We start from the raw sequence: 25,700 nt of genomic DNA, 5'->3' as shown, positions 1-25,700 counted from the left end.
TGGGCGTTCAGCGAGCGGCCGGGGGGAAATTGTGCCAAAATTGCGCCTTGAAGGGCTGCTTTAGCGGTGTACTTTTCTTGCATTTGTTTCAATACGCGTGAATAAAGCATTCGACATTGCCGGAAGCGCTTCCGGCTGAACGGACAGGAAAGGACCAGAGATGGTCAGCTTTGGCGGCCTCGCCCGCAAGATATTCGGTTCATCCAACGACCGCCAGGTAAAGACCCTGCGTCAGCGTGCGCAACAGATTACCGCGCTTGAGAAGAATTACGAAACGCTCACCAATGAGCAGCTTCAGGCCAAGACCGCCGAATTCCGCGCCGCACTGGCTGAAGGAAAGACGCTCGACGCCATTTTGCCCGACGCTTTCGCGACCGCGCGTGAAGCCGCCAAGCGCGTGCTCGGCATGCGTCCCTTCGATGTGCAGCTGATTGGCGGTATGGTGCTGCATGAACGCGGCATCGCAGAAATGCGCACCGGTGAAGGCAAGACGTTGATGGCGACGCTGCCCGTCTACCTCAATGCGCTTGAGGGCAAGGGCGTTCACGTTGTGACGGTCAACGACTACCTCGCCACCCGCGATGCGGAAACGATGGGTCGTCTTTACAATTTCCTTGGTCTGACGGTCGGCGTCATCAAGCATGGTCTGGACGACGATGAGCGTCGCGAAGCCTATGCCTGCGACATCACCTACGGCACCAATAACGAGCTCGGCTTCGATTATCTGCGCGATAACATGAAGTATGAGCGCGCCCAGATGGTGCAGCGCCCGCATAATTACGCCATCGTCGACGAAGTGGACTCGATCCTCATCGACGAAGCGCGCACGCCGCTGATCATTTCCGGCCCGCTGGAAGATCGTTCGGAGTTTTATAACCTCATCGACACTTTCATTCCGCCGCTGGCAGACGAAGATTACGAAGTCGATGAAAAACAGAAGACCGCCATCTTTACCGAAATCGGCACCGAGAAGGTCGAGCAGCTTCTGGAAGCCGCTGGCCATCTGAAGGGTGAAAGCCTCTACGACATCGAAAATGTCGCCGTGGTTCACCATCTGAACAACGCTCTGCGCGCGCACAAGTTGTTCCAGCGCGACAAGGACTATATCGTCCGCAACGACGAAATCGTCATCATCGACGAATTCACCGGTCGCATGATGCCAGGCCGCCGATATTCGGAGGGTCTGCATCAGGCGCTGGAAGCCAAGGAACATGTGACCATCCAGCCTGAAAACCAGACGCTGGCATCGATCACCTTCCAGAACTACTTCCGCATGTACAACAAGCTGGCCGGCATGACCGGTACGGCGGCCACCGAGGCGGAAGAATTCGGCAATATTTATGGTCTGGAAGTTCTCGAAATCCCGACCAACCTGCCGGTGCAGCGTATCGACGAGGACGACGAAGTCTACCGCACCGTCGAAGAAAAATATAAAGCCATCGTGCGCGATATCCGCGCGTCGCACGAAAAGGGCCAGCCGATCCTCGTCGGCACGACCTCGATCGAAAAGTCGGAACTTCTCGCCGAGCGTCTGCGCAAGGAAGGCATCAAGGATTTTCAGGTCCTGAACGCCCGCTATCACGAGCAGGAAGCCTACATCATCGCGCAGGCCGGTGTGCCGGGCACTGTCACCATCGCCACCAACATGGCGGGTCGCGGCACCGACATCCAGCTTGGCGGCAATCTGGAAATGCGCGTCCGTCGGGAACTGGCCGACATTCCGGAAGGTCCGGAGCGCGAAGCCAAGATCGCCGAGATCAAGGCCGATATCGCCCAGCTGAAAGAAAAGGCGCTGGCCGCAGGCGGACTTTATGTTCTCGCCACCGAGCGTCACGAAAGCCGCCGCATCGACAACCAGCTGCGTGGCCGTTCCGGTCGTCAGGGCGATCCGGGCCGTTCAAAATTCTTCCTGTCGCTGCAGGACGACCTGATGCGCATCTTCGGCTCCGACCGTATGGACGGCATGCTGCAAAAGCTCGGCCTCAAGGAAGACGAAGCCATCGTCCACCCCTGGATCAACAAGGCGCTGGAAAAGGCGCAGAAGAAGGTCGAAGCCCGCAACTTCGAAATTCGTAAGAACCTGCTCAAATACGACGACGTGATGAACGATCAGCGCAAGGTGATCTTCGAACAGCGCCTTGAAATGATGGACGAGCCGGACCTGACCGAAACGGTCGCCGAGATGCGCCACGAGGTCATCGAGGACATGGTTGCGTTGCGTATCCCCAAGGACGCCTATGCGGAAAAGTGGGATATTGCCGGTCTGAAGGAAGATGTTACCACCAAGCTCAATCTCGACCTGCCCGTCGAGGAATGGGCGAAGGAAGAAGGCATCGCCGAAGAAGAATTCGAGACCCGCATCAAGGAAGCTGCCGACAAGGCTGCTGCCGACCGCGCCGAACGCTTTGGTCCGCAGATCATGACCTATGTTGAAAAGTCGGTCATCATGCAGTCACTCGACAATCTGTGGCGTGAGCATCTGGTCAATCTCGACCATCTGCGCTCGGTTGTTGGTTTCCGTGGCTATGCACAGCGCGACCCGCTGAACGAGTACAAGACCGAAGCCTTCGAACTGTTCCAGTCCATGCTGGCGAATCTTCGCGAAGTGGTCATCTCGCAGCTCATGCGTGTTGAGATTGTCCGCGAAGCACCGCAGGAGCCGGAACTGCCGGTCATGCAGGGCCGCCACATTGACGAGACGACCGGGCAGAACGACTTCGACGATGCCGCATGGACCGATCATCAGCACGATGAGCGTGTCATCCCGGCAGCCGACCGCGACCCGGCCGATCCCCGCACCTGGGGTAAGGTTAGCCGCAATGAGGCATGCCCATGCGGTTCGGGCAAGAAGTACAAGCACTGCCACGGTGCTTTCGAATAAGAACAAAACCCCGGCGCGCCAAACGCCGGGGTTTTTCTTTGCAGCCTTGTCTATCGATGCTTTAATCAGGCAGTAAGCATAGATGCGCGGGATTCAGGAAATACTCACCATTCCTACAATTTCCGCGTGAAATCTTCCGCTGGATTTTTCTTTTTTCCCTTTTTAAAGAACTCCCATCTAAGGTCCTGCCATCGGGCTCGTATCGGGACCGATAACAGGAATTCCAACACATCCCGAAAACGTGAAATGTTTTTCGGATAAGTGTGCGAGACAACAGACAACGAGACCGGGAGAATCCCGGCGCAAACAAGCGAAACGCTCATCATAAGGGCGGCGCATAGCAGGGTTGGCAAAGACGTGTGGTTTTCGGCAGCTGAAGCAGCGGGCCGGTTTTTACCCGGCACCATCGCGGCCAAACTCCGTCCTGTGACGGAGCGGCTGGATTCCGTGCTGACTGATAGCGGTCCGCAGGCGGCTGCGCAGCGCGCATCGCTGATCGCATTTTCCGTTCGTGTGGCGAGCGCCGGCATCGCGCTGCTATCGCAAGTCATCCTCGCTCGCTGGATGGGCGAATTCGAATATGGCATTTTCGTTCTCGTCTGGCTGACGATGGTGATCATCGGCGATCTCGCCTGTTTCGGCCTGCACACGACCATCATTCGCTTTGTGCCGGAATATGTTCAGCGCCAGATGTTCGGTCTGGTGCGGGGCATCCTGTTCACCGGACGCGCATTTGCCTTTGCGGCTGCAACTGTGATCGCGCTGATCGGCTCACTCGCGCTCTGGCTGTTGAAGGATGAGGTCGCCAGCTATTATCTGGTGCCCTTCATTCTGGGTTTCGTCTGCCTGCCCATGATCACTCTCGGCAACATGCTGGATGGTATCGCCCGTTCGCGCACCTGGGTCACTCTGGCGCTGACGCCGAGCTATATCGTGCGACCGCTTCTGGTGCTTCTGTTCATGATCGTGGCGCATGGCTCGGGCCTGCCATCGACGGCGGCAACCGCGCTTGCCGTATCGATCGCCGCAACATGGCTCACCACCGTCGGGCAGTTTTTCACCGTCGACCGATCGCTACAAAAAGACATTCCGGCAGCCCCGCGCGACCAGCGCCTGCGCGAATGGATGACCGTCGCCCTGCCGATTTTCCTTGTCGAAGGCTTCTTCTTCCTGCTCATTAATGTCGACGTGCTGATGGTCGGTCGCGAGATGGACCCGCAGCATGTCGCAATCTATTTCGCCGCGACGAAAATCATGGCGCTTGCCCATTTCGTCTATTTTGCGGTGAAAGCCAGCGTTGCGCAGCGTTATTCGGACCTGCTGCACAGCGGCAGTCGTGAGGAATTTGCGAGCTTTGCGCAGGCTTCCGTCCGCTGGACCTTCTGGCCCACGCTCGTACTCGGCATCGTCATCCTGATGGCCGGCTATCCGCTGCTGCGCCTGTTCGGCACAGCCTTCACGGAAGGCTATCCGCTGCTGTTCATTCTGATCATCGGCGTGATCGCCCGTGCCAGCGTGGGGCCAGCGGAAAGCCTTCTCAACATGTCGGGCAAGCAGAATATCTGCGCCCTGCTCTATGCCGCCACACTTGGCGTCAATGTCATTCTCAATCTGGTGCTGATCCCACGCTTCGGCCTGACCGGCGCCGCCATTTCGACAGCTATCGCCATGCTGATGGAAGCCATGCTGCTTTCAACAGCCGTCTTTCGCACCATGCATATCGCTATGTTCATTCTCATCCCCCGAGATCGAGACAATAGCCCGGAGGGTATTTTGTAATGGCCGCAAAACCTTTGCTTGAAGAATCCGCAGGCGGAAACGCAGCTCGCATCGTCTCGGAACTGTCCGATACGGTCGCCGCCATGGATGCCGCCAAGAAGCTGGAGGAAAGTCTTCACAGCCGCGATATTCCGCGCAAGCTGGCGATCTACGGCGCTGCGGCAGGATTCGAACTGCGCGACGAGTTGGACCACCTGAGCAACCGGACCATCGAACCGAACGTCTTCTTCAATGCGCGTTTTCTGGCTCCCGCCATGCCACGGCTGGAAGACCGTGAAGTGCGCTTCATGGTCATGCGCGACGAGAACGAAATCCGCAGCCGCCTGCGCTTCGTGATGCCCTACACCATTGAGCGTCCGGGTCTCCCGCTGTCCACGCCGGTCATCCGCGCCTGGTCCACGCCGTTCGGCCCGCAGGGCACGCCGCTTATCGACCATGACGATCCGGTCGGCGTTGTGGAAGACCTGTTCGATATTCTGGCGCGCGATCACCTCAAACTGCCAGATGTGCTGGTTCTGCCCGAAATGCGCGCCAATGGCGCTGCGGCAAAACTCATCCGCTCGGTCGCGGTCGGACGGCAACTGCCGGTCGTCGCCATCGAACAGAAAGAGCGTCCGTTCCTCAAGAGCGATCTCGACGGCGACAGCTATATCCAGCAGGCGATCGGCGCGCATCACCGCCGCGATTATCAGCGCCAGTGGCGGCGTCTGGCCGAAAAAGGCGAACTCGTCCACCGCATCTATCGCACGCCAGACGAAGTGCGGCAGTCCTTCGAGCATTTCCTGTCGCTGGAAGCCAGCGGCTGGAAGGGAAAGCGCGGCACGGCCATGGCCGTAGACCGTTTCCGCGCCGCCTTCGCGCGCGAGGCGGTCAATAATCTCGCCGAACGCGATTGCGTGCGCATCCACACGCTGGAACTGGACGGACGCGTCATCGCCATCCTCACCGTCTTCACCGTTGCAGGCGAAGCCTGGACCTGGAAAACCGCCTATGACGAAAGCCTTCAGACTTTCTCGCCCGGCGTTCTGCTCATGATCGAAGTCGCGAAAAGCCACCTGAACGATCCGAATATTCTCAGAACGGATTCCTGTGCCGTGCCGGACCATCCGGTGATGACGAGGCTTTTCCGCGAGCGCGAAACCATCGAGACATTGGTGGTCGGACTAAACCCCGGTGCAGACAAGCTCGCGCGTCAGGCCGCATCGCAGATCCATCTTTATCAGCGCACCCGCAATCTGGCGCGCATCGTGCGCAACCGCATTCGCAGCTTCACGGATCGGAGCTAAAACGATGCTTTGCCCGCTATAGAAATAGCGGGCAAGATCAACAGTTTGTGAAAGCTTTTCCGGCGTGTTATCATCAGCTCCGGGAGAGCGCATGACAGGCGGAAGAGGAGGTCCGCACCGGTGCAATTCCACCTCGCAAGAGGGTGCGAAGCGTTCCGGGTCATAACAACAGGACCGGCTTTCGTCTGGTTCGCAACCGCCATTGCGCCCTCCCATGGGAAGGAGATGCGCTATGGAATATTTCCACTATATCAGCACGCTGGATTACATCCTGCTCGGCTTCATTGCCGTGGTGGTGGTTTGGAACGTGGTTGAACACGGTCTGCGCCAAAGATAGTCCGCACCAAACCGGCAAGGTCTTGCCGTCGAAAACATTTGCGATCTGATTGCCCGCGCAACCCGGCGTTTTGCGGCGAAGCGGCAGGTGTTGATCGCCCCAACGAGCGCCGTGCTTTCAAGCCACGAGCGTCAGGGCGTTTTCGGCTTTTCGACGTCTGACTTTTTAGCGCGTCTTTCAAAGCTGGCCGCGCCATGTTGTGCTGTGCATTGGCCAAGGGTTTTGGCTGCTTTGGATAGGCCATTCATAACAATCGTCATTCCACGCCAAAACCTGCGCTTGTGGGCAATTGACGTTGTTTCGTTTAGTCGGTATATCCCAACCCGCTGTCCAATTCGGACCATATCAAACTGCTTCGGCAGACCTGTGCGGGTGTGGTGGAACTGGTAGACGCGCCGGACTCAAAATCCGGTTCCGAAAGGAGTGTCGGTTCGATTCCGACCACCCGCACCACTTCATTAAAAATCTCGAGTTTCTGTCACCCGGCCTCTTTCCGCCGAGTTGATCACGGCTATTCGACATCGCCGGATGGCACCTTCCCCATAGACCGAAAACGCATGTGCAACGCGCCTGCGCCGGATTTCGTTCGACTCTGATCGAACCGATTTGCGTTCGACACAACCAGCCCAGTATCCACGCGCCTTTCAGCCGCTGACACGGCCTTATTTCGTAGTTTGCTACATTACGCAATGTTAATTTTGACTTTACTGTAAAGTCAAATACGATGATACTTAAACCGCACGTTGAAACCACAAACCCATCACGATCAGGCTCACGCAATCGCATTACAAAAACTTGATAAAATAAACCTCCCTCCTATCTGGCGACATATGATGGAAAACACCCAAAAAGAATATGTATACGTAAATAGAAACCTCCACCTACAACTTGCGAACAACATTATAACGTCTTATCTGAACAAAAATCAGGTAACCCATGAGGAATTACTAAAGACAATCTCTGATGTCTGCGAATGCATCGGGGAATTGTCGGAAGGAAGCAGCTTTTCTGCCGAGGAACCTCCCGCAATACCTTCGGTAAACCCCGAAGAGTCGGTTTTCGAAGATTACATCATCTGCCTGGAAGACGGTCGCCGCTACAAGACGCTCAAGCGCGCCCTGATGAGCCGCTTCGGGCTGACACCTGATGAATACAGGCGCAAATGGAACCTGCCCGCCAATTACCCAATGGTGGCGCCTGCATCTGCGAAAAAGATGTCTGCATTGTCGAGAATGGAAAAGACCGAGAGCGCATAGGGCGTCTTTCGGCAAGGCTCGGGAGTGCATCCATGTTGCACTCCCGCTCCTCAGAGCGCCGATCTGATTTCATGTGATCGAAATGCGCTTTAGGGCAGTACGACGCTCAGCGCTCCTGATTCTGCCATGACGATGAAAAGTCAAACAGACCGATGCCCATGCATCGGTGACGGATACTTGCGTGCATTTTCCGCCTGACGACCTCGCATTCCTTGCTCGCTTCAAAGTCCCGTCTCGCTACTTCGGAGGACCGTGCAAATGCGAAAACCAAGTCAGATTCATTATGCCTGGTACATTGCCCTCGCCTGTCTCGCCATCTCGTGCATCCGCGCCGGCATCGGCTTCCAGACCATGGGTTTCATCATCAATCCCGCGCGCGAGGAACTGGGCTGGTCCAATACCCAGATCACCGGCGTGATTGCCTTCCGTGAACTTGTCGCCGGGATCATGGCGCCCCTCGTCGGACGATGGGTAGACCAGCGTGGACCGAGAACCATCATGATTATCGGCGCGGTACTCGTCGGCTTGTCATTCAGCCTGACGTCTCTCGCCCAGACTTTCTGGCAGTTCGCACTGACTTTCGGTGTTATCGGCGGCGTCGGGGTTGCGGGCCTGTCCAACGCACTGGTGTTTCCGCTGATCGCCAAGTGGTTTTCAGCGCAGCGCGGTCGCGCAACCGGGCTGGTTTCATCCGGGGCCAATCTAGGCGGCATCCTGATGTCGCCTTTGATCATCTGGCTTTTGTCGATTTCGGACTGGCGCTCGACCTGGTTCGTCCTCGGCTTCTTGCCGGTTCTCATTCTGGTGCCGCTCGCAATCTTCGTCCTTCGCCGCGAACCTTCCGATATGGGGCTGAAGCCGTTGGGAGACGAAACGGACGATGCGAAGGCCCAAGCCGGAAAAGCCGATGCCAGCCCTGATCTGACGGTGGCGGACGCGATGCGCTCGCCGGGCTTCTGGTTTCTCATGGTCGGCTGGAATCTTTCCGACTTCGTGCTGAAAGGTGCCCTGCTGCACAAGATCCCAGCCGCGCAGTCGCTTGGCTTCACCACCGCGCAAGCGGGCAGCGTCGTCCTGACCTACGGTATTTGTGCCATTCTGGGCAAATTGCTCACGGGTTTCATCGCCGATCAGTTCCCGACCCGGCTGGTGATTCTCTGCCTTTCGGCGATGCAGGCCATCGGGCTGATCCTTTTTATCAGCGCCAATAGTATCTGGCAGTTGCAGCTTGGCTACGGTGTGTTGAGCGGCTTGTCGGCTGGCGGGCTCATCATGATGATGCCCTTTCTGCTGGCTTCCTTGTTCGGTCGCAAGAATCAGGGCGCCATCATGGGTGTGGTCACGCCGATGGTGATGATCTCCGGCATTGGCGGCCCGATGCTGGCCGCATTGCTGTTCGACATGACGGGTAGCTACGTCTTCGCCTTCGAAATCTACGCCGTCATTTCTGTTCTCGGCGGACTGGCACTGTTCGGCGCCAGTGTGTCGCGCAAGACATCAACAAAAGCTTGAACCAGCAGGAGGCTCATCATGTCCACAATCACTCTTCTCTATCCCGGCGATATGGGCAGCGCCTTTGCCAAATTGCTGATTGCTGCCGGTCATAAAGTCGTCAGCCCGATGGGCGGTCGCAGCGAACAGACGCAAGAGACAGCCCGGTCAATCGGTGTCGAAATGCGCGACGACATGGCTTCCGCTCTGGCAGAAAGCGACCTCGTGCTGTCGCTCGTGCCGCCATCGGCAGTCATCGACGTGGCCGAACAGGCAATAGCGGCCAGCCGCGAACAGAAAGCGGCGCCGTTTTACGTCGATATGAATGCCAAGACGCCTGCCGATGCCGAACGGCTGAACACAGCTTTCGGCAATGCTTCGCTTCCATTCTGCAATGCCTGCATCATCGGTCGCGCCTCGCATCTTGGCGACGAAGGCCGCATCTATGCCAGCGGCCCCGACACGAAACCGCTGGAAGAATTGTTTGAAGGCCTGTTGCCAGTAATCGCACTTGGCGAGGAAATCGCGCAGGCTTCAGTGTTCAAAATGGCCTTTGCCGGTTTCAACAAGACCGTCGCCGCTGCCCTGTTCGAGACGGCCAACACGGCCAATGCTTTTGGCGTGACCGATTCCCTGTTCGAACTGATCGGCCAACATCTGGGCGGCACATTATCCGATTTCGGCAAACTGGTGCCGACCTATCCGCGCCACGTGCTGCGCCGCGCCGAGGAAATGGAAGCCCTGGCGGAAATGCTGGCCGATGCGAAACTGCCGAACGAAATTGCATTGGCCGCCGGAGCAACGTTTCGCAGCCTCGGCAACAGCGGCAGCTGGTCCGAAACAACGACGGGCCGCCAATTGCAGGAACTGCTATCAGAAATCGATTACCGCCGCTGAGGCCAGGCTGACCCGACGTCAGCGGCGGCTTTGCTTACGCCACGTCCAGCGCCTGCGCGAGATCGGCAATCAGATCGTCCGGATGCTCGATGCCGATGGACAGACGGATGGTCGATTCCAGCACGCCGATACGCTCGCGGACCTCAAGCGGAACGCCGGAATGGGTCATTGCCGCCGGGTGGCTCGCAAGCGATTCCGTGCCGCCGAGGCTGACGGCCAGTTTCAAAATCTGAAGCGCATTGAGAAAACGGAATGCTGCGGCCTGCCCGCCTTTGATATCGAAGGAGAAGGTAGAGCCGGCGCCCGTGCATTGCCGCCTGAACAATGCGCCGACATCGGAATTCTCATCCGCGAAGGGCAGATAATGCAGCTTTTCGACCTTCGGATGCTCGCGCAGAAATTCAGCCGTCGCCCGCGCATTGCTGTTGGCGCGCTCCATGCGCAGCCCCAGCGTTTCCAGTGATCGGCCAAGCATCCAGCAGGAATGCGGATCGAGCTGCGTGCCGATAGCGCCGCGCAAGGCTTTCACCTGCCGGACGATGGATTTGGAACCGAGCACCGCGCCCGCAATCAAATCGGAATGGCCGCCGACATATTTAGTCAGCGAATAAACCGACAAATCCGCACCGTGATCGAGTGGCTTTTGAAAGACCGGTCCCAGCAAGGTGTTGTCGCAGGCGATGATCGGGCGATGCCCTTGCTGCTGCTCGATCTTTTCAGCCACGCGCCGGATGGCAGCGATATCGACGATACTGTTGGTCGGGTTGGCCGGTGTTTCGATCAGGATGACCGAAACGCGCCCCTTAGCCAAGGCTTCCTCGGCCGCCTTTTCGATTGCCGCCTCATGCACACCATCGGCAAAAGCCACCGCTTCCACGCCGAAATTCAAAAACGTCTTCGCCAGCAGCGTTTCAGTACCACCATAGAGCGGCTGCGAATGCAGGATGACATCGCCGGGCCGGGCAAAGGCGAAAAGCGTGGTCGCAATGGCCGACATGCCGGATGAGAATAGCGCAGAGCTTTCCGCACCCTCATAGACGGCCAAACGGTCCTCCACGATCTCGCTGTTGGGATGATTGAAGCGCGAATAGACCAGCCCCGCGCCGACACCGGCGGGCGGCTCCTTGCGTCCGGAAACGAAATCGAAGAAATCGCGTCCGTCTTCGGCGGTCTTGAACACGAAGGTTGACGTCAGAAAGACCGGCGGCTTGACTGCGCCCTCGGAAAGCTCCGGGTCATAGCCGTAATTCAGCATTTGCGTTTCGGGGTGAAGCAAATGATTGCCCAAGCTGGTCTTGGATGGACGTGGCGCAGTCATGACGATCTCCTGAAAAGCCAAATTCCTCTTGCCCAACCAGATAGGCGGACAAGAGGAGCTTAACAGAGGTGATCGGCAATCTTCTTTCGTTGTTTGCCTCTCACGGGCAATCGCTGAACCCGTGTGAAACGCCCGATAGAAAACAAGTAGCTACCAATTATTTGATCACCAGAACCGGAACGGTGCTGAGCGACAGGACTTCCGCCGCCTGACTGCCGAGCAGAAGTTTGTTGACGCCGCGACGGCCATGTGAAGAAATGATGATCAGGTCGCTGCCGTGGGATTTGGCAACTTCCACAATACCTTGCGCGGGCGACTGGTTTTCGACATGCACCGCTTCAGCGGTCACACCGGCGGCCTGCGCCTTGCCCTTGGCCTTGGTCAGAATCTCGGTTGCCGCCTTGGTGATTGCTTCGCGATATTCCTGAAACGCAACAGGGCTCGACGCCCACTCCGCCGCAACGACGATGCCATAGGACGGCAAAAGCTCGGTCACCGACACGAAAGTCAATTTCGCGCCCGTTTCCTTGGCCAGTTCCACGCCCTGATCCACGCCCTTTTCAGCGAGTTCCGACCCGTCGGTTGCGATCAGAATATTCTTGTACATCACTCGGTCTCCTGTTGCCTGACAGCTTGATTATGCGCGCGCCGCTCTCACGGTTGCATTGACGCGGATCAATGAGCTTTCAGATAAGCTAATACGCGCACTCCCAATTTTGATGGAATTCACTTTTAAAAAATTCGATTATATAGAATATAATTCTAATCTTGATCCATCAAGCGCATATGCCCAGCTATGCTTTTGCGCTGTTTCCTCTTAAACTTTGCGCAATATGAAGGGAGATTACGCTATGAACAAACCCCTTGGCTCGAAGAGCGACGAAACTGCGGGACGTGGTCGTATTTACGGCTCCATTCTGGAAACAATCGGCAATACGCCGCTTGTGCGCATTGATAAATTTGCCAAGGAAAACGGCGTTGTCGCGAACCTTCTGGTAAAGCTGGAATTCTTCAATCCGCTGGCAAGCGTCAAGGACCGTATCGGTCTCGCCTTGATTGAGGCGCTTGAAGAACAGGGCAAGGCCGTGCCTGGCAAGACGGTTTTTGTGGAGCCGACTTCGGGTAATACCGGCATCGCGCTGGCCTTTGCCGCTGCCGCAAAAGGCTATCGCCTTGTGCTCACCATGCCGGAAACCATGTCTGTCGAACGCCGCAAACTTCTCAAGCTGCTTGGCGCCGAGCTGGTGCTTACCGAAGGCGCCAAGGGCATGAAGGGCGCCATTGCCAAGGCTGAGGAAATCGCCGAAGGCAACCCGAACGCCATCATTCCGCAGCAGTTTGAAAATCCCGCCAATCCGGAAATCCATCGCCGCACGACGGCGGAAGAGATCTGGAACGACACCAATGGCGAAGCCGATATTCTGATCTCCGGCATCGGCACCGGTGGCACGATTACCGGCGTCGGTCAGGTGATAAAGGCGCGCAAGCCCTCCTTCAAGGTGATTGCCGTCGAACCGAAGGATTCACCCGTCTTGTCCGGCGGGACGCCCGGCCCGCACAAGATTCAGGGTATTGGCGCAGGCTTTGCACCAAGGACGCTCGACACCGGCATTTACGATGAAGTGGTGCAGGTTTCCAACGAGGATTCCTTTGCTAATGCGCGCCTGATTGCCCGCATCGAAGGCATCCCGGTCGGTATTTCGTCGGGCGCAGCGCTGACTGCTGCCGTTGAAGTGGGCAAGCGCCCGGAGAATGCTGGCAAGAACATTGTCATCATCATTCCATCCTTTGCAGAACGCTATCTCTCGACGGCGCTGTTTGAAGGTCTGGAATAATCGGCTTTATCGAAGCCTGATTTCAGAAAAGCAAAAAGCCAGAGCGGGCGACCGTTCTGGCTTTATTTCATTCTGGGGTGCCTTGGGAGAGGCTTAAAGCACAGTCCGACCTGATATAATCAGATCGAAATGCACTTTAGTGCCGCGTGCGTGCTTCGCAAGCTGGGCCGGGACCGCGCATATAATGACGCTCAGGCCGATAGCTCGGTGCGACGAACTCGCGGATGACATTAACGCTGTCACGCAACTGAACAAGAATGCTCATCGCTTTCACCTTCATCTCAATCATGTTCGAAATGATGTTCCGCGCTCAAGGTGAGCTTGTGAAGTAATCTTCACTTCCGAACATCTTAATGAAAACTTTAACGATCAAAGATGAATAAGTGCTAAATCCGCATCGTTAACGGTAAGTTAATGGTAACGATATTCCGGTTTTCCACAGCTGCCTGAAACTTGTCACAGTTGAAAGTTCTCACAAAAAAAGCCGGTCAAAACCGGCTTTTTAGATCGATTGGCAATAGCATTATCAGCGCGTCGGCACCGGGTGCTCGCCGCGATAATCGTAAAAGCCGCGGCCCGTCTTGCGTCCAAGCCAGCCAGCCTCGACATATTTGACCAGCAGCGGGCATGGGCGATATTTGGAATCCGCAAGCCCGTCATGCAGCACCTGCATGATTGAAAGGCAGGTGTCGAGACCGATGAAGTCTGCCAGCTGCAACGGGCCCATCGGATGGTTCGCACCGAGCTTCATGGCCGTATCGATAGCTTCGACGCTGCCCACGCCTTCGTAAAGCGTATAGATCGCCTCGTTGATCATCGGCAGCAGGATGCGATTGACGATGAAGGCCGGGAAATCTTCGGCGACCGTCACGGTCTTGCCCAGCGCCTGCACGAAATCCTTCGATTTGCGGAACGTGTCTTCATCGGTGGCGATACCGCGCACCAGTTCCACCAGTTTCATCACCGGCACCGGATTCATGAAGTGAATACCGATGAAACGTTCCGGGCGGTCCGTCGTCGAAGCAAGCCGTGTGATCGAAATTGACGAGGTGTTGGTCGCCAGAATGGCTTGCGGGTTCAGGATCGGGCAGAGCTGCGCGAAAATCTTGCGCTTGACGGTTTCGTCTTCCGTCGCCGCTTCAATGGCCAGATCGACACCAGCAAGGTCTTCCATGGAATTCGCCGCGCGGATCAGCTTCATGGCGGCGGCGCGCTCTTCTTCCTGCAATTTGCCCGAAGAAACCTGACGCGCCATATTGCCATTGATGGTGGCAATGCCCTTTTCCAGCCGGTCCGGCGCAGCATCATGCAAAAGCACACTAAACCCTGCCAGAGCGCAGACATGAGCGATGCCGCCACCCATCTGCCCCGCGCCAACTATACCAACCGTCTTGATCGCCACCGTGTAACTCCTTCATCCTCCCCCAAAGGGGCCTGTCGAGCATATCTTTTCTACAGCAAGCGGAAAACCGCGCTTCGAATTGCAAAAGGCTCATCCAGCAAATGATAGGCTGAACGCCTAAAATGCAATCCAAAATTCTCGCTCATTACAAAGAACCCGCCCCAAACGCGAGACTAGGTCTCCGACTGGGACGGGTCGCAAAATAACGAAGCGGCGAGATCAGCCCGCCGCTTCGCAAAAATCAGAGAGCCTTCTGCAGCTCCGGCAGCACGGTGAAGAGATCACCGACGAGGCCATAATCAGCAACCTGGAAGATCGGCGCTTCTTCATCCTTGTTGATGGCGACGATGACGCGGCTGTCTTTCATGCCAGCCAGATGCTGGATCGCGCCGGAAATACCGACAGCGATGTAAAGCTCCGGTGCAACCACCTTGCCCGTCTGGCCAACCTGCCAGTCGTTCGGCGCATAGCCCGCATCGACTGCCGCGCGGCTGGCGCCAACCGCCGCACCGAGCTTGTCGGCAACCGGAAGGATCACTTCCTGGAACTTTTCAGCCGAACCAAGTGCACGACCGCCTGAGATGATGATCTTGGCCGAGGTCAGTTCCGGACGATCCGAAGCCGACAGCGCATTGCCAACAAAGCTCGACAGGGCCGGATCGGCAGGCACGGTTGCACTTTCAACCGCAGCCGAACCACCCTCGCCCGTTGCGGAGAAGGAGGCCGTGCGAACGGTGATCACCTTCTTGGCGTCGGTAGACTGCACTGTCTGGATCGCATTGCCCGCATAGATCGGACGCTTGAACGTATCCGCCGATACGACTTCCATGATTTCGGACAACTGCATCACATCGAGAAGCGCTGCAACGCGCGGCAGGATATTCTTGGCCGAGGTCGTCGCCGGAGCGATGATCGTGTCGTAATTGGCGGCCAGTTCCACGATGAGCGCTGCCGTTGGCTCGGCCAGACGGTTTTCCAGCGCATCGCTTTCAGCCAGCAGAACCTTGCGCACGCCTTTGAGCTTGGCGGCTGCATCGGCTGCAGATTTTGCGCCCTTGCCTGCAACCAGAATATCGACATCGCCGCCGATCTGGGCAGCTGCCGTCAGCGCCTTTGCCGTCTGGTCCGAAAGGGTTGCATTGTCGTGTTCGGCGATAAGAAGAATAGCCATTTATCTCGTCCCTTCCGATTTATTACAGCACGCCATCGGCTTTGAGTTTTTCAACCAGTTCAGAGACCGAACCGACCTTGACGCCAGCCTTGCGACCACCCGGCTCTTCGGTCTTCAGCACCTTGAGGCGTGGCGCAATATCGGCGCCGAAATCGGCAGGCGACTTCTCGTCCAGCGGCTTCTTCTTCGCCTTCATGATATTGGGCAACGACGCATAACGCGGCTGGTTCAAACGAAGATCAACCGTGACAATCGCCGGAAGCTTCACATCGATGGTCTGCAGACCGCCATCCACTTCGCGCGTGACCTTGGCCGAACCGTCAGCCAGTTCCACCTTGGAGGCAAAGGTTGCCTGGCTCCAGTTGAGGAGCGCAGACAGCATCTGACCGGTCTGGTTGGCATCGTCGTCAATCGCCTGCTTGCCGAGGAAGACGAGGTCCGGCTGTTCAGCCTCGACAACGCCCTTCAACACCTTGGCGACGCCGAGCGGCTCGACCGTCTCGTCGGTCTTGACCAGAATGGCGCGGTCCGCACCCATGGCAAGCGCCGTGCGCAGCGTTTCCTGTGCCTGTGCCGGGCCAACCGAAACAGCCACAATCTCCGTTACCTTGCCAGCTTCCTTCAGACGGATCGCCTCTTCAACCGCAATCTCGTCAAAAGGGTTCATCGACATCTTGACGTTGGCAAGCTCAACGCCCGAACCGTCTCCCTTCACACGGATCTTTACGTTGTAATCGACAACCCGTTTTACTGCGACAAGGACTTTCATCCGCGATCACCTCTTCCATGAATCTTGCGGCAGACTATGCCGCCATGAACCACCGCCTGCATGCCAGATTCCGACGGGAATGCGACGTGAAAGCGGCTCCGTAGGAAGCACGGTGACAAACCGTCCCGTCACGGCACTTCCTATTAGAAACCGGCGGGAAACCTAAAGACGCTTGACGTGCACGTCAATCAGCCTCGGCGATCTATATCGATTAATATCCATTTATTCTGACAGAACTTCATTCTCAGATTGCGACATCCCCTGAGAGGCCTTCCGCTCCCTCATCCGTGGCGTTTACAAAGGCGGCTTCCTGCTTTACGACACACCCGCACTAACCGGTCGCAGCCTACCCGGTCAAAACAAGGAACCCTGACTATGAAAACGCTTGTCGTCTGCTCCGGCGGACTCGACTCCGTTTCGCTTGCGCATAGAATCGCCGCGGAACATGAACTCACTGTCCTTCTCTCCTTCGATTATGGCCAGCGTCATAAAAAGGAACTCGATTCGGCCAAAGCCTGCGCCGAACGGCTGGGCGTGCCGCACCAGATCATTGATATCCGCACCATCGGCGCCAGCCTGACCGGCTCGGCGCTGACGGACAATGTCGATGTGCCAGACGGCCACTATGCCGAGGAGACGATGAAGATCACCGTCGTCCCCAATCGCAACGCCATCATGCTGGCGATTGCCTTTGGCGTGGCGGCTGCGCAAAAGGCCGAAGCGGTGGCGCTTGCCGTCCATGGCGGCGATCATTTCATCTATCCCGACTGCCGCCCCGGCTTCATCAATGCGTTCCAGACCATGCAAAACCATGCGCTGGAAGGCTATGCCGATATCAAATTACTCGCGCCTTATGTGAACGCATCCAAGGCCGATATCGTCACCGACGGGGCGAGGCACGACACGCCTTTCGAGGCGACATGGTCCTGCTACAAAGGCGGCGAGAACCATTGTGGCCGCTGCGGCACCTGCGTGGAGCGCCGCGAAGCCTTTCACCTTGCGGGCGTCAAAGACCCGACCGTCTATGAAGATGCCGATTTCTGGCGTGAAGCCGTTGCGCGGAGGAACGCCTGATGTTTCGCATCACCAAGGAGTTTCACTTCTCCGCCTCGCATCAATTGACCGGACTTCCTGCCGATCACCAATGCGCACGCCTGCACGGCCACAACTACATTGTAGAGGTCGAGCTTTCCGCTCCTGATCTCGACGGCCATGGCTTCGTGCGCGATTATCATGAACTGGCGCCGTTTAAGCGTTATATCGATGACGCTTTCGATCATCGGCATCTCAATGACGTGCTGGGCCATGGCCAGACAACAGCCGAAACACTGGCAAAGCACTTTTTCGACTGGTGCCATGCGCGCTGGCCGGAAATATCCGCCGTGCGGGTGAGCGAAACGCCAAAAACATGGGCGGAATATCGCCCCGGTACAAAACCATGAAACCGGTCTCCGAAATCCGCATCAGCGAGATTTTCGGCCCAACCATTCAAGGCGAAGGCGTGCTGATCGGCGAGCCGACTGTCTTCGTGCGAACGGGCGGCTGCGACTACCGCTGCGCATGGTGCGACAGCCTGCACGCGGTCGAAAGCCGCTTTCGCCATGAGTGGAAGCCGATGGGCGTCGAGGCCATCTGGCATGAAGTGACGGCACTTTCGGGAAATCGACCCTTAACAGTGTCACTTTCGGGCGGCAATCCGGCCATACAGCCGTTTGGCCCGCTCATCGCCCATGGCAAGAAGGAGGCCTATCGCTTTGCACTGGAAACGCAGGGGTCCTTCGCAAAAGACTGGTTTTCCGCGCTGGACACGCTGGTACTGAGCCCGAAACCGCCTTCCAGCGCGATGGCATTCGATCCCGACGCACTGGCAGCCTGTGTCGAAGCGGCGGGGCCAAAGCCCCGAACGGTGCTGAAATTCGTGATCTTCGACGATGCCGATTATGCTTTCGCAAAACACGTCTCGGCGCTTCATCCGCATCTGCCGGTCTATCTCCAGCCCGGCAATCACACCCCGCCGCCGCCAGAAACGGACAATGCATTGATCGACATCGACGGCATTATGCGCCGCATGGAATGGCTGGTGGATAAGGTGATTGCTGACCGCTGGTTCGAGGCGCATGTGCTGCCCCAACTGCATGTGCTGATCTGGGGCAACAAGCGAGGCGTCTGAGCACATCCCGAAAAGTGTGAAGCGGTTTTCGGAAAAGATGTGCGAAAATAAAAACTTAGCGATTTGCGCCCGGCACCCAGAGCACGTCTTTCGCGCCGTTATCGTTGACGGCGCGGGAGGCGACGAAGAGAAAATCCGAGAGGCGGTTGATATATTGCAGCGCCTCCGGCGACACCACCTCGCCCTCGATTTTCGCCAGCGCCACCATCAGTCGCTCGGCGCGGCGCGAAACGGTGCGCGCAAGATGCAGTGCAGCCGACGCCGCCGAACCACCCGGCAAAATGAACGAGCGCAATGGCTGAAGATGGGCGTTGAGATTATCGATATCGGCTTCGACGCGGGCGACCTGCGACGCAACGATACGCAGCGGTTCATAGGCCAGCGGCTTGCCGTCATCGGGCGTCGAAAGATCGGCGCCGAGATCGAAAAGATCGTTCTGGATACGCGCCAGCATGGCGTCGATTTCAGCATGCGCGCCGGTGTGAAGTCGCGCCATGCCGATGCAGGCATTGGCTTCGTCCACCGTACCATAGGCTTCCACACGCAGATCGGACTTCAGCCGGCGCGGTCCGCTGGCAAGACCGGTGGTGCCGTCATCGCCGGTGCGCGTATAAATCTTGTTGAGCTTGACCATGCCTTACTGTCCGCCCGTGTACCGTGCGAAATAGATTGCGCCCACGATCAGAACGATTGCGATGAATTGCAGGAAAACGCGTAACTGCATCATCTTGTTGGAAAAATTGGCGTCGCCACCACGCATCATATTGCGCAGGCCGATGATCAACACAATCGCAACGGCGAGCATGGCCACCATCGCTGCGCCTTTGAACACAACGTCCATCTTGTTCCCTTCCCATCATCCGCAGTCTATTGAATTTTCAGACGCAAAACCGCTTCGCACTTTTGCTGGAAATACTTCAAGACTGATCGGACAGCATCCGGTAAAGCCAGCGCGACGGCATCAGGCGACGCGCCAGAATTCCCAGTTTCGCCGGTCTCGTCACCGCATAATGCGGATTCGGACGCGGCGCCTCCAATGCGTGAAGCAGTACATCATAGACGGCTTCCGGTCCAAGCTTGTTCTTCGATTTGATGCCGCCGCTCGTCAGCTTGGCCATCTGGCGCTGATAAAGCTCGCGATGCACGGAGGCTTCCATATCGATATTGGCTCGCGCATGCCGGGCGGCATTATAGGTGAATTGCGACGCAATCGGCCCCGGCTCGATCAGCGAAACCTCCACCCCGGAACCTTCAAGCTCCATGCGCTGTGCCAGCATCAACCCTTCAATGGCGAATTTGGAAGCGACATAGGCCCCGCGCCATTTCATGGGCACCAACCCCAGGATCGATGAGCAATGGACGATGCGCCCATGCCCCTGCGCGCGCATGACCGGCACCACCCGCCGCGTCAGATCATGCCAGCCGAAGAAATTGGCTTCGAACTGCGCGCGAAGTGCTTCCACCGGCAAATCCTCGACCGCGCCCGGCTGGGCATAGGCACCGTTGTTGAACAGTGCATCCAGCCTGCCATCGGTCTTGCGCAACACTTCATCGGCAAGGGCGGCAATGGAATCCGGCTCCGCATAATCGAGATAATAGGCAGTCATCCCCTTGGCTTGCAGGGCGGCAATGTCCTGCTCCTTGCGAGCGGTGGCAAAAACCTGCCATCCACGACGGTGCAGAGCTTCCGCACAATAAGCGCCGATGCCGGAAGAGCAGCCGGTTATGATGATGCTGCGATTTGCGTGTTCCTCAGCCATTTCGTTCCATCCTGCCGCCGCGTTTCCTCAACAGTGCTTGATTCGCATGGCCTTTAAAACGGCGCTACCCTTGCAATCTGTCAGGTGATGCTAGATTTAAGGCATTGAAACTCAATGCTGGCGGCGAAAAGGGTAAAATCTGCGGATGCGAAAAATCAGACGTTTTCTCCGTCAGATTACCTATGATGTGCTGGGCCATTTCAGTTCGGACGACGGCTGGGCTTTTGCAAGTCACATCGCCCTATCGGGCCTGATGGCACTGTTTCCCTTCCTGATCTTCGCAACCTCGCTGGCGAGTTTTCTCGGCACCAAGGAATTTGCTGAAACGGCTGTCCACGTCATTTTCGACATGTGGCCATCGAATATCGCGGCCCCCATCGCCAATGAAGTGACCAACGTTCTGACCGTGCAGCGCAGCGGGCTTCTGACCCTCAGCGTGATCGCCGCTGCCTATTTTGCCTCCAATGGCGTAGAGGCGCTGCGCATTGCGCTCAACCGTGCTTACCGCGTCACCGACCAGCGCTCGATTATTTTCTGCCGCCTGCAAAGCCTCGGCTTCGTTCTGGTTGGCACGCTCAGCCTGATGGCGATCAGCTTCCTCTTGGTTCTGGCCCCGCTCGCCGTGCGCATTGCCGAGCAATGGTTCCCAGACATCGCGCCTTTCACCGGCACCATCGCCTTCTGGCGCTATAGCGTCGCCGTGGCCGTTCTGGTGCTGGCGCTGTTCATGGTGCATATCTGGCTGCCAGCCGGACGCCGCAGTCTCGGCGATATCCTGCCCGGCATTCTCATCACACTTGTCGCCTGGCTGGCGGCCGCGACCGCCTTTGCAAAATATCTCGAAACTTTTGCCACTTACGTCACCACCTATGCGGGCCTTGCCTCGATCATGGTGGCAATCGTTTTTCTCTACATGCTGTCGGCTATTTTCATCATCGGCGCTGAAATCAACGCCGCGATCATGAATTTCCGCAAACGCGAGCAGCAACCAGATCTGGTCCTGGAATAATCAGCGCTTCATGGTCGTCAGGGCAACACCCAAAGTCGTGACAACCATGCCGGCAATCTGGATTGGACCGAGCGTTTCACCAAAAATCAGATAGGCCATGATCGCCGCCGTGCCCGGTACGAGATAGAACAACGAGGCGACTTTCGACATCGCGCCTTCGCGGATCATCACCAGAAGCGCCAGAATGGCGCCGATGGAAATCGCCAGCGTCAGCCAGACCAGCGCAAAAATGAGCTGTGGCGACCAGATGATCACGCGGGTTTCAAAGCTGAAAGCACAGAGCGCCGTCAGGACGGCAGCAGCGATATACTGAACTGCCGTACCGGTTTTCAGATCACCAGTCGTGCCGAAACGCTTCTGCCAGACCGTGCCGGTGCTGATGGCAAGCACGGCGAAAAAGGCCGCCGCAAGGCTCTTGGGATCGACGCCGCTGCCCGCCGAAAACTTCGGCCAGACGACCATCGCCACACCGAGAAAGCCGATCAGCAGGCCCGTCCACTGGCGTCCGCTCGCCCTTTCGCCCAGAAGCATTGCCGCAATCAGCGTGGTGAGCATGGGTTGCAGCCCCGCGACCAGACCCGACATGCCAGCAGGCAGGCCGTGATGAACGGCCCAGAAAAGTGCTGAAAGATAGGCACCATGGATCAAACAACCGGCGATAGCCGCATGAACCAGTGTGGCGCCCTTCGGCCATACCGCCCGGCTCGCCAGCGCCCACAGCGTCATGATGACCGCCGCAATGGAAAACCGCACCGCCATGAAGGTGAACGGTTCCGCATAGGGCATGGACAACCCAGCCCCGATGAAGCCGGTGGCCCAGAGCAGAACAAACATAATGGGGAAGAAGCGCGCGGCCATGGCAAACTCTCTTATTTGCGCTCGCCTTATACCGCTTCGCCAGAAACACCTATCGCATAAATCTGATTGCAGCGTTCAATTTGCCAAAAGGCAGGCGTCGTTTTATGGAGAACGGATGACCACTGAAACCAATACGATCCGCATTCTCGTTGACGCCGATGCCTGCCCGGTGAAGGCTGAAATCTACCGTGTCGCCGAGCGGCATGGCCTGCCTGTGGTGCTGGTCGCCAACAGTTTCGTGGCGATCCCGCGCGATGCCGAACGGGTGGAGCGGGTTGTCGTATCGGACAAGCTCGACGCCGCCGACGACTGGATCGCCGAAAATGCGCAGCCGGGCGCAATCGTCATCACCGCCGATATTCCGCTGGCCAGCCGTTCGCTCGAAAAAGGCGCATCGGTCATCGCCCCCAATGGACGTGTTCACACCCAAAGTACCATCGGCAACACGCTCGCGACACGCAATCTGATGGATTCGCTGCGCTCTGCCGGAGAAATCACCGGTGGTCCCGCGCCATTTGCGCCGAAGGACCGGTCGGCGTTTCTGTCGGCGCTCGATCTCGCCATTGTGCGGTTAAAGCGCGCCGGTTTTACATCAGCTTGACCTGATCGTTGCAGTCGCAACACCAGCGCCGATCAGCAAGTTGCCGCCTGCGCGATTGAAAATCCGCAATGCCCCTTCGCTGGCAAAAAACCGCCGCGCCCGCGCCGCCGCCAGCGCATAGGCGAAGGCATTGAGGAAGGCGAGCACCAGAAATGTGCTTTCAAAGACCAGCATCTGGGTCAGAAAATCCCGATGCGGGCTGAGAAACTGCGGCAGAAACGCCACGAAAAAGGTGATGCTCTTCGGATTGAGCGCCGTCACCAGCCAGGCATGAACCAGCATCCTAACCGGATGTACCTTGTCATGCCGGGCCTTGGCATTCATCGTGCCTCCGGCCCGGAACAGCTTGATGCCGAGCCAGACGAGATAGGCAGCGCCTATCCATTTGACCGCCGTGAACACGGTTGCGGAAGCCGCGAGCAGTGCCCCGACCCCCAGCATGGACAGCGTCATGGCCGTGAAGTCGCCCAGCGCCACGCCCACCGCCATCGGAAAAGCCGTCTTCCAGCCTTGCCCCAGCGCATAAGACACGACGAGCAGAACCGTTGGCCCCGGAATGATCAGAAGCACGATGGATGCGGCGGTGAATGCAAGCCAGACGTCGAGACTCATGCGATGTCTCCTTCGGAAAAGGAGGAAGCCACCAATTCGCCCCGTTGTCGAGCGTTAAAGTTTCTGCGCGGCTTCGATCAGTTTCATGGCGTCCGGCCCTTCCCATGGGGCGGGCCCGTTCATGGATGCGATCTGGCAGCCGTCCTTATCGACCAGAAGCGTCACCGGCAGGCCGAAAGCAAGGTTCTTGCGCTTCAGCTCATTGAAGCTTGCCATAGTCGCATCGCGGTGCAGCGTGAGGTTCTTAATGCCGATCTCGCTTAGAAAACCCTTGGGCTTGTCGTCGGAACCCGTGTCGATATTGATCGCCACGACATCGAAATCCTTGCCGCCCTTTTCGGCCTGCAATTTGTCGAGGGCTGGCATTTCCTCGCGGCATGGCGCACACCATGTCGCCCAGAGATTAACGAGAAGCGTCTTGCCCTTGTAATCGCCAAGCGTCATCTGCTTGCCGTCGGGGCCCGTGAAGGCAAGATGCGCCACGGAAATCGGCTTTTCCGCTGGGCGCATGGCGGCCACGCCGCCGGTTGCAGCCGCGTCGAGCGCCTTCAGCGAATCCGCTTTTAAGGCGCATTGGGCGGACGCTTCGTCATTTTCGGACGAAACATTAGCGGCTACCACATTGCCAGAGGGGCGCTCCATCACGTATACCGCCCCGATACCGGCAATGACACCGGCAAGGGCTGCAAGAAGGACGATCTTGCGATTTCCCGATTTCGCCTTTTCGTTGTCTTCTGCCATGTCGCGTCACTTCTTTCTAATATCCGGCCAAATCGTCACTCGGGGCATATGAGCATGAGCGAACAAAAATCAAGCAATCAGATGTGGGGCGGCCGTTTTGCCTCAGGACCCGATGCGATCATGGAAGAGATCAATGCATCCATCGGCTTCGACCGCAAGCTCTATGCGCAAGATATTCAAGGCTCGCTCGCGCATGCAGCCATGCTCGCAAAGACGGGCATCATTACGGCAGACGATCACAAACAGATCGAGCAGGGCCTGAAAACCATCCTCAAGGAGATCGAGGACGGCAAGTTCACCTTCTCGCGCAAGCTCGAAGACATTCACATGAATATCGAGGCGCGGCTGGCCGATCTGATCGGCCCCTCGGCAGGTCGCCTCCACACCGCCCGCTCGCGCAACGATCAGGTGGCCGTCGATTTCCGCCTCTGGGTCAAGCAGGAACTGGAAAAGACCGCCGTCGCCCTGAAAAACCTGATCGAAGCTTTTCTGGAACGCGCCGAAGAACACGCGGCGACCGTGATGCCGGGCTTCACCCATCTCCAGACCGCGCAGCCCGTCACTTTCGGCCATCATTGCATGGCCTATGTGGAAATGTTCGGACGCGATCTGTCCCGCGTGCGCGACGCTATCGAGCGCATGGATGAATCGCCGCTGGGTGCCGCAGCCCTCGCTGGCACCGGCTTCCCGATCGACCGTCATATGACGGCCACGACGCTCGGCTTCCGCGAACCGACCCGCAACTCGCTCGACAGCGTTTCCGACCGCGACTATGCGCTGGAATTCCTGTCGCTTGCAGCCATCTGCGCCGGTCATATGTCGCGGCTTGCCGAAGAAATCGTCATCTGGTCCACGCCGCAGTTCAACTTCGTGCGCCTGTCCGATGCCTTCTCCACCGGCTCGTCGATCATGCCGCAAAAGAAGAACCCGGATGCCGCCGAACTGGTTCGCGCCAAGACTGGCCGTATCAACGGTTCGCTGGTCGCCCTTTTGACCATCATGAAGGGTCTGCCGCTCGCCTATTCCAAGGACATGCAGGAAGACAAGGAACAGGTTTTTGACGCTGCCGAAAATCTGGAACTCGCCATTGCCGCCATGGCGGGCATGGTGCGCGACCTGACGATCAATGTCGCTTCCATGAAGAAAGCCGCCGGTTCGGGCTATTCCACGGCAACCGACCTCGCCGACTGGCTGGTGCGGGAACTGGGACTGCCCTTCCGCGAAGCGCACCACATCACCGGTCGCGCGGTTGCTCTGGCGGAAAGCCGCAAGGTTGACCTCGCCAAGCTCTCGCTGGAAGAGCTGCAATCGATCCATCCCGGCATCACCGATGCGATCTTCGGCTATCTCACGGTCGAGAAATCGGTCAAGAGCCGCCAGTCCTTTGGCGGCACGGCCCCGCAGGAAGTGCGCCGCCAGATCCGGTACTGGAAAAAGCGCATCGTGAAGGCCTGATCGCCGTTCAAGATAAAGTCATGTGAAATCATCCGGCCAACGGGTGATTTCACTCTTGAGAATTTTGCGTTA

General features: G+C 57.6%; 25 protein-coding genes and 1 tRNA gene. 14 read left to right on the top strand and 12 right to left on the bottom strand.

What is annotated here, in order from left to right; translation table 11 throughout:
- The first annotated feature begins 160 nt into the window (after window positions 1-160).
- The 7 genes from secA to WIX40_RS15125 all read left to right on the top strand — a co-directional run bounded on the left by secA (window position 161) and on the right by WIX40_RS15125 (window position 9,927).
- The gene (secA, locus tag WIX40_RS15155; RefSeq protein ID WP_339440489.1) at window positions 161-2,881 is read left to right on the top strand and encodes a preprotein translocase subunit SecA; all 2,721 of its coding nucleotides are present in this window, start codon (window positions 161-163) and stop codon (window positions 2,879-2,881) included.
- Window positions 2,882-3,238: 357 nt separating this feature from the next.
- Window positions 3,239-4,660, top strand: coding sequence for a lipopolysaccharide biosynthesis protein (locus WIX40_RS15150; protein WP_339440488.1), 1,422 nt, complete (start codon window positions 3,239-3,241; stop codon window positions 4,658-4,660).
- Entirely contained in the window at window positions 4,660-5,946 is a 1,287-nt protein-coding gene (gene bspF / locus WIX40_RS15145) for a type IV secretion system effector crotonyl transferase BspF (RefSeq protein ID WP_109369883.1), read from the top strand. The genes WIX40_RS15150 and bspF overlap by 1 nt, the downstream gene beginning before the upstream one ends.
- Window positions 5,947-6,651: 705 nt before the next feature.
- Window positions 6,652-6,736, top strand: a tRNA-Leu gene (locus WIX40_RS15140).
- Window positions 6,737-7,113: 377 nt separating this feature from the next.
- Complete coding sequence (locus WIX40_RS15135; protein ID WP_109369885.1) at window positions 7,114-7,539, top strand: Ros/MucR family transcriptional regulator; 426 nt, start codon at window positions 7,114-7,116, stop codon at window positions 7,537-7,539.
- A 258-nt stretch (window positions 7,540-7,797) separates the two neighbouring features.
- Window positions 7,798-9,051, top strand: coding sequence for an MFS transporter (locus WIX40_RS15130; RefSeq protein ID WP_140026346.1), 1,254 nt, complete (start codon window positions 7,798-7,800; stop codon window positions 9,049-9,051).
- An 18-nt stretch (window positions 9,052-9,069) separates the two neighbouring features.
- Window positions 9,070-9,927: an NAD(P)-dependent oxidoreductase gene (locus tag WIX40_RS15125; RefSeq protein ID WP_121536692.1), complete on the top strand. Its 858-nt coding sequence runs from the start codon at window positions 9,070-9,072 to the stop codon at window positions 9,925-9,927.
- A 34-nt stretch (window positions 9,928-9,961) separates the two neighbouring features.
- On the opposite strand, the gene WIX40_RS15120 is transcribed toward WIX40_RS15125, so the two are convergent.
- Window positions 9,962-11,245 carry a cystathionine gamma-synthase family protein gene (locus tag WIX40_RS15120; RefSeq protein ID WP_109369888.1) on the bottom strand — a complete coding sequence of 428 codons (1,284 nt, stop codon included), beginning with the start codon at window positions 11,243-11,245 and terminating at the stop codon, window positions 9,962-9,964.
- Window positions 11,246-11,402: 157 nt separating this feature from the next.
- Window positions 11,403-11,852 (bottom strand): universal stress protein, encoded by a 450-nt coding sequence (locus WIX40_RS15115; protein WP_109369889.1) that lies wholly within the window; start codon window positions 11,850-11,852, stop codon window positions 11,403-11,405.
- A 244-nt stretch (window positions 11,853-12,096) separates the two neighbouring features.
- Here WIX40_RS15115 and cysK point away from each other — a divergent pair, with 244 nt between their 5' ends.
- Complete coding sequence (gene cysK / locus WIX40_RS15110) at window positions 12,097-13,080, top strand: cysteine synthase A (RefSeq protein ID WP_339440486.1); 984 nt, start codon at window positions 12,097-12,099, stop codon at window positions 13,078-13,080.
- A 136-nt stretch (window positions 13,081-13,216) separates the two neighbouring features.
- Here the strand turns inward: cysK and WIX40_RS15105 are convergent, their stop codons facing one another.
- The 4 genes from WIX40_RS15105 to WIX40_RS15090 form a co-directional block, all read right to left on the bottom strand.
- Window positions 13,217-13,345: a hypothetical protein gene (locus WIX40_RS15105; protein WP_268898867.1), complete on the bottom strand. Its 129-nt coding sequence runs from the start codon at window positions 13,343-13,345 to the stop codon at window positions 13,217-13,219.
- A 261-nt stretch (window positions 13,346-13,606) separates the two neighbouring features.
- On the bottom strand, window positions 13,607-14,482 hold the full coding sequence (locus WIX40_RS15100; protein WP_078341045.1) for a 3-hydroxybutyryl-CoA dehydrogenase: 876 nt from the start codon (window positions 14,480-14,482) through the stop codon (window positions 13,607-13,609).
- Between the two features lie 241 nt (window positions 14,483-14,723).
- Complete coding sequence (locus tag WIX40_RS15095; RefSeq protein ID WP_339440480.1) at window positions 14,724-15,653, bottom strand: electron transfer flavoprotein subunit alpha/FixB family protein; 930 nt, start codon at window positions 15,651-15,653, stop codon at window positions 14,724-14,726.
- A gap of 22 nt (window positions 15,654-15,675) precedes the next feature.
- The gene (locus WIX40_RS15090) at window positions 15,676-16,422 is read right to left on the bottom strand and encodes an electron transfer flavoprotein subunit beta/FixA family protein (RefSeq protein WP_121537525.1); all 747 of its coding nucleotides are present in this window, start codon (window positions 16,420-16,422) and stop codon (window positions 15,676-15,678) included.
- Window positions 16,423-16,797: 375 nt separating this feature from the next.
- On the opposite strand from WIX40_RS15090, the gene queC reads away from it, so the two are divergent.
- Genes queC through queE form a run of 3 tightly spaced genes read left to right on the top strand, consistent with a single transcriptional unit; the run spans window position 16,798 to window position 18,592 of the window.
- Window positions 16,798-17,496 carry a 7-cyano-7-deazaguanine synthase QueC gene (gene queC / locus WIX40_RS15085; protein WP_339440479.1) on the top strand — a complete coding sequence of 233 codons (699 nt, stop codon included), beginning with the start codon at window positions 16,798-16,800 and terminating at the stop codon, window positions 17,494-17,496.
- Window positions 17,496-17,864 (top strand): 6-carboxytetrahydropterin synthase QueD, encoded by a 369-nt coding sequence (queD, locus tag WIX40_RS15080; RefSeq protein ID WP_121536702.1) that lies wholly within the window; start codon window positions 17,496-17,498, stop codon window positions 17,862-17,864. Before queC ends, queD begins: the two co-directional genes overlap by 1 nt.
- A complete protein-coding gene (queE, locus tag WIX40_RS15075; RefSeq protein WP_339440478.1) occupies window positions 17,861-18,592 on the top strand; it encodes a 7-carboxy-7-deazaguanine synthase QueE in 732 nt (243 codons plus the stop codon). Before queD ends, queE begins: the two co-directional genes overlap by 4 nt.
- 55 nt (window positions 18,593-18,647) lie before the next feature.
- Here the strand turns inward: queE and WIX40_RS15070 are convergent, their stop codons facing one another.
- The 3 genes from WIX40_RS15070 to WIX40_RS15060 all read right to left on the bottom strand — a co-directional run bounded on the left by WIX40_RS15070 (window position 18,648) and on the right by WIX40_RS15060 (window position 20,352).
- Entirely contained in the window at window positions 18,648-19,226 is a 579-nt protein-coding gene (locus WIX40_RS15070) for a cob(I)yrinic acid a,c-diamide adenosyltransferase (protein WP_339440477.1), read from the bottom strand.
- A 3-nt stretch (window positions 19,227-19,229) separates the two neighbouring features.
- Complete coding sequence (locus WIX40_RS15065) at window positions 19,230-19,433, bottom strand: twin transmembrane helix small protein (protein ID WP_109369896.1); 204 nt, start codon at window positions 19,431-19,433, stop codon at window positions 19,230-19,232.
- A gap of 76 nt (window positions 19,434-19,509) precedes the next feature.
- Window positions 19,510-20,352, bottom strand: a complete 843-nt coding sequence (locus WIX40_RS15060; protein ID WP_339440476.1) for an SDR family oxidoreductase — start codon at window positions 20,350-20,352, stop codon at window positions 19,510-19,512.
- 145 nt (window positions 20,353-20,497) lie between these two features.
- Between WIX40_RS15060 and WIX40_RS15055 the strand changes: the two genes are divergently transcribed.
- Window positions 20,498-21,361, top strand: coding sequence for a YihY/virulence factor BrkB family protein (locus WIX40_RS15055; protein WP_109369898.1), 864 nt, complete (start codon window positions 20,498-20,500; stop codon window positions 21,359-21,361).
- Here the strand turns inward: WIX40_RS15055 and WIX40_RS15050 are convergent, their stop codons facing one another.
- Window positions 21,362-22,219 carry a DMT family transporter gene (locus tag WIX40_RS15050; protein ID WP_171317171.1) on the bottom strand — a complete coding sequence of 286 codons (858 nt, stop codon included), beginning with the start codon at window positions 22,217-22,219 and terminating at the stop codon, window positions 21,362-21,364.
- Window positions 22,220-22,334: 115 nt separating this feature from the next.
- On the opposite strand from WIX40_RS15050, the gene WIX40_RS15045 reads away from it, so the two are divergent.
- Window positions 22,335-22,820 carry a YaiI/YqxD family protein gene (locus tag WIX40_RS15045; protein ID WP_140026139.1) on the top strand — a complete coding sequence of 162 codons (486 nt, stop codon included), beginning with the start codon at window positions 22,335-22,337 and terminating at the stop codon, window positions 22,818-22,820.
- On the opposite strand, the gene WIX40_RS15040 is transcribed toward WIX40_RS15045, so the two are convergent.
- Both WIX40_RS15040 and tlpA read right to left on the bottom strand, forming a co-directional pair.
- Window positions 22,812-23,432, bottom strand: coding sequence for a LysE family translocator (locus WIX40_RS15040; RefSeq protein WP_339440474.1), 621 nt, complete (start codon window positions 23,430-23,432; stop codon window positions 22,812-22,814). The two genes, WIX40_RS15045 and WIX40_RS15040, sit on opposite strands and share 9 nt — an antisense overlap.
- A gap of 54 nt (window positions 23,433-23,486) precedes the next feature.
- Window positions 23,487-24,173 carry a thiol:disulfide interchange protein TlpA gene (gene tlpA / locus WIX40_RS15035; RefSeq protein ID WP_109369902.1) on the bottom strand — a complete coding sequence of 229 codons (687 nt, stop codon included), beginning with the start codon at window positions 24,171-24,173 and terminating at the stop codon, window positions 23,487-23,489.
- Window positions 24,174-24,227: 54 nt separating this feature from the next.
- Between tlpA and argH the strand changes: the two genes are divergently transcribed.
- Window positions 24,228-25,628, top strand: a complete 1,401-nt coding sequence (gene argH, locus WIX40_RS15030) for an argininosuccinate lyase (protein ID WP_109369903.1) — start codon at window positions 24,228-24,230, stop codon at window positions 25,626-25,628.
- Window positions 25,629-25,700 lie beyond the last annotated feature (72 nt).

Origin of the sequence: Ochrobactrum teleogrylli, from assembly GCF_037482325.1 — a bacterium.
GTDB classification, from domain to species: Bacteria; Pseudomonadota; Alphaproteobacteria; order Rhizobiales; family Rhizobiaceae; genus Brucella; species Brucella teleogrylli.
The sequence above is the reverse complement of the archived record's forward strand: the minus strand, read 5'-3'. Positions and strand labels throughout refer to the sequence as shown.

Bases quoted from the DNA above. Each gene is read 5' to 3' on its own strand.
- secA (WP_339440489.1), top strand. From the start codon at position 161: ATGGTCAGCTTTGGCGGCCTCGCCCGCAAGATATTCGGTTCATCCAAC.
- bspF (WP_109369883.1), top strand. From the start codon at position 4,660: ATGGCCGCAAAACCTTTGCTTGAAGAATCCGCAGGCGGAAACGCAGCT.
- WIX40_RS15135 (WP_109369885.1), top strand. From the start codon at position 7,114: ATGATGGAAAACACCCAAAAAGAATATGTATACGTAAATAGAAACCTC.
- WIX40_RS15130 (WP_140026346.1), top strand. From the start codon at position 7,798: ATGCGAAAACCAAGTCAGATTCATTATGCCTGGTACATTGCCCTCGCC.
- WIX40_RS15125 (WP_121536692.1), top strand. From the start codon at position 9,070: ATGTCCACAATCACTCTTCTCTATCCCGGCGATATGGGCAGCGCCTTT.
- WIX40_RS15120 (WP_109369888.1), bottom strand. From the start codon at position 11,245: ATGACTGCGCCACGTCCATCCAAGACCAGCTTGGGCAATCATTTGCTT.
- WIX40_RS15115 (WP_109369889.1), bottom strand. From the start codon at position 11,852: ATGTACAAGAATATTCTGATCGCAACCGACGGGTCGGAACTCGCTGAA.
- cysK (WP_339440486.1), top strand. From the start codon at position 12,097: ATGAACAAACCCCTTGGCTCGAAGAGCGACGAAACTGCGGGACGTGGT.
- WIX40_RS15105 (WP_268898867.1), bottom strand. From the start codon at position 13,345: ATGAGCATTCTTGTTCAGTTGCGTGACAGCGTTAATGTCATCCGCGAG.
- WIX40_RS15095 (WP_339440480.1), bottom strand. From the start codon at position 15,653: ATGGCTATTCTTCTTATCGCCGAACACGACAATGCAACCCTTTCGGAC.
- WIX40_RS15090 (WP_121537525.1), bottom strand. From the start codon at position 16,422: ATGAAAGTCCTTGTCGCAGTAAAACGGGTTGTCGATTACAACGTAAAG.
- queC (WP_339440479.1), top strand. From the start codon at position 16,798: ATGAAAACGCTTGTCGTCTGCTCCGGCGGACTCGACTCCGTTTCGCTT.
- queD (WP_121536702.1), top strand. From the start codon at position 17,496: ATGTTTCGCATCACCAAGGAGTTTCACTTCTCCGCCTCGCATCAATTG.
- queE (WP_339440478.1), top strand. From the start codon at position 17,861: ATGAAACCGGTCTCCGAAATCCGCATCAGCGAGATTTTCGGCCCAACC.
- WIX40_RS15070 (WP_339440477.1), bottom strand. From the start codon at position 19,226: ATGGTCAAGCTCAACAAGATTTATACGCGCACCGGCGATGACGGCACC.
- WIX40_RS15065 (WP_109369896.1), bottom strand. From the start codon at position 19,433: ATGGACGTTGTGTTCAAAGGCGCAGCGATGGTGGCCATGCTCGCCGTT.
- WIX40_RS15060 (WP_339440476.1), bottom strand. From the start codon at position 20,352: ATGGCTGAGGAACACGCAAATCGCAGCATCATCATAACCGGCTGCTCT.
- WIX40_RS15055 (WP_109369898.1), top strand. From the start codon at position 20,498: ATGCGAAAAATCAGACGTTTTCTCCGTCAGATTACCTATGATGTGCTG.
- WIX40_RS15050 (WP_171317171.1), bottom strand. From the start codon at position 22,219: ATGGCCGCGCGCTTCTTCCCCATTATGTTTGTTCTGCTCTGGGCCACC.
- WIX40_RS15045 (WP_140026139.1), top strand. From the start codon at position 22,335: ATGACCACTGAAACCAATACGATCCGCATTCTCGTTGACGCCGATGCC.
- WIX40_RS15040 (WP_339440474.1), bottom strand. From the start codon at position 23,432: ATGAGTCTCGACGTCTGGCTTGCATTCACCGCCGCATCCATCGTGCTT.
- tlpA (WP_109369902.1), bottom strand. From the start codon at position 24,173: ATGGCAGAAGACAACGAAAAGGCGAAATCGGGAAATCGCAAGATCGTC.
- argH (WP_109369903.1), top strand. From the start codon at position 24,228: ATGAGCGAACAAAAATCAAGCAATCAGATGTGGGGCGGCCGTTTTGCC.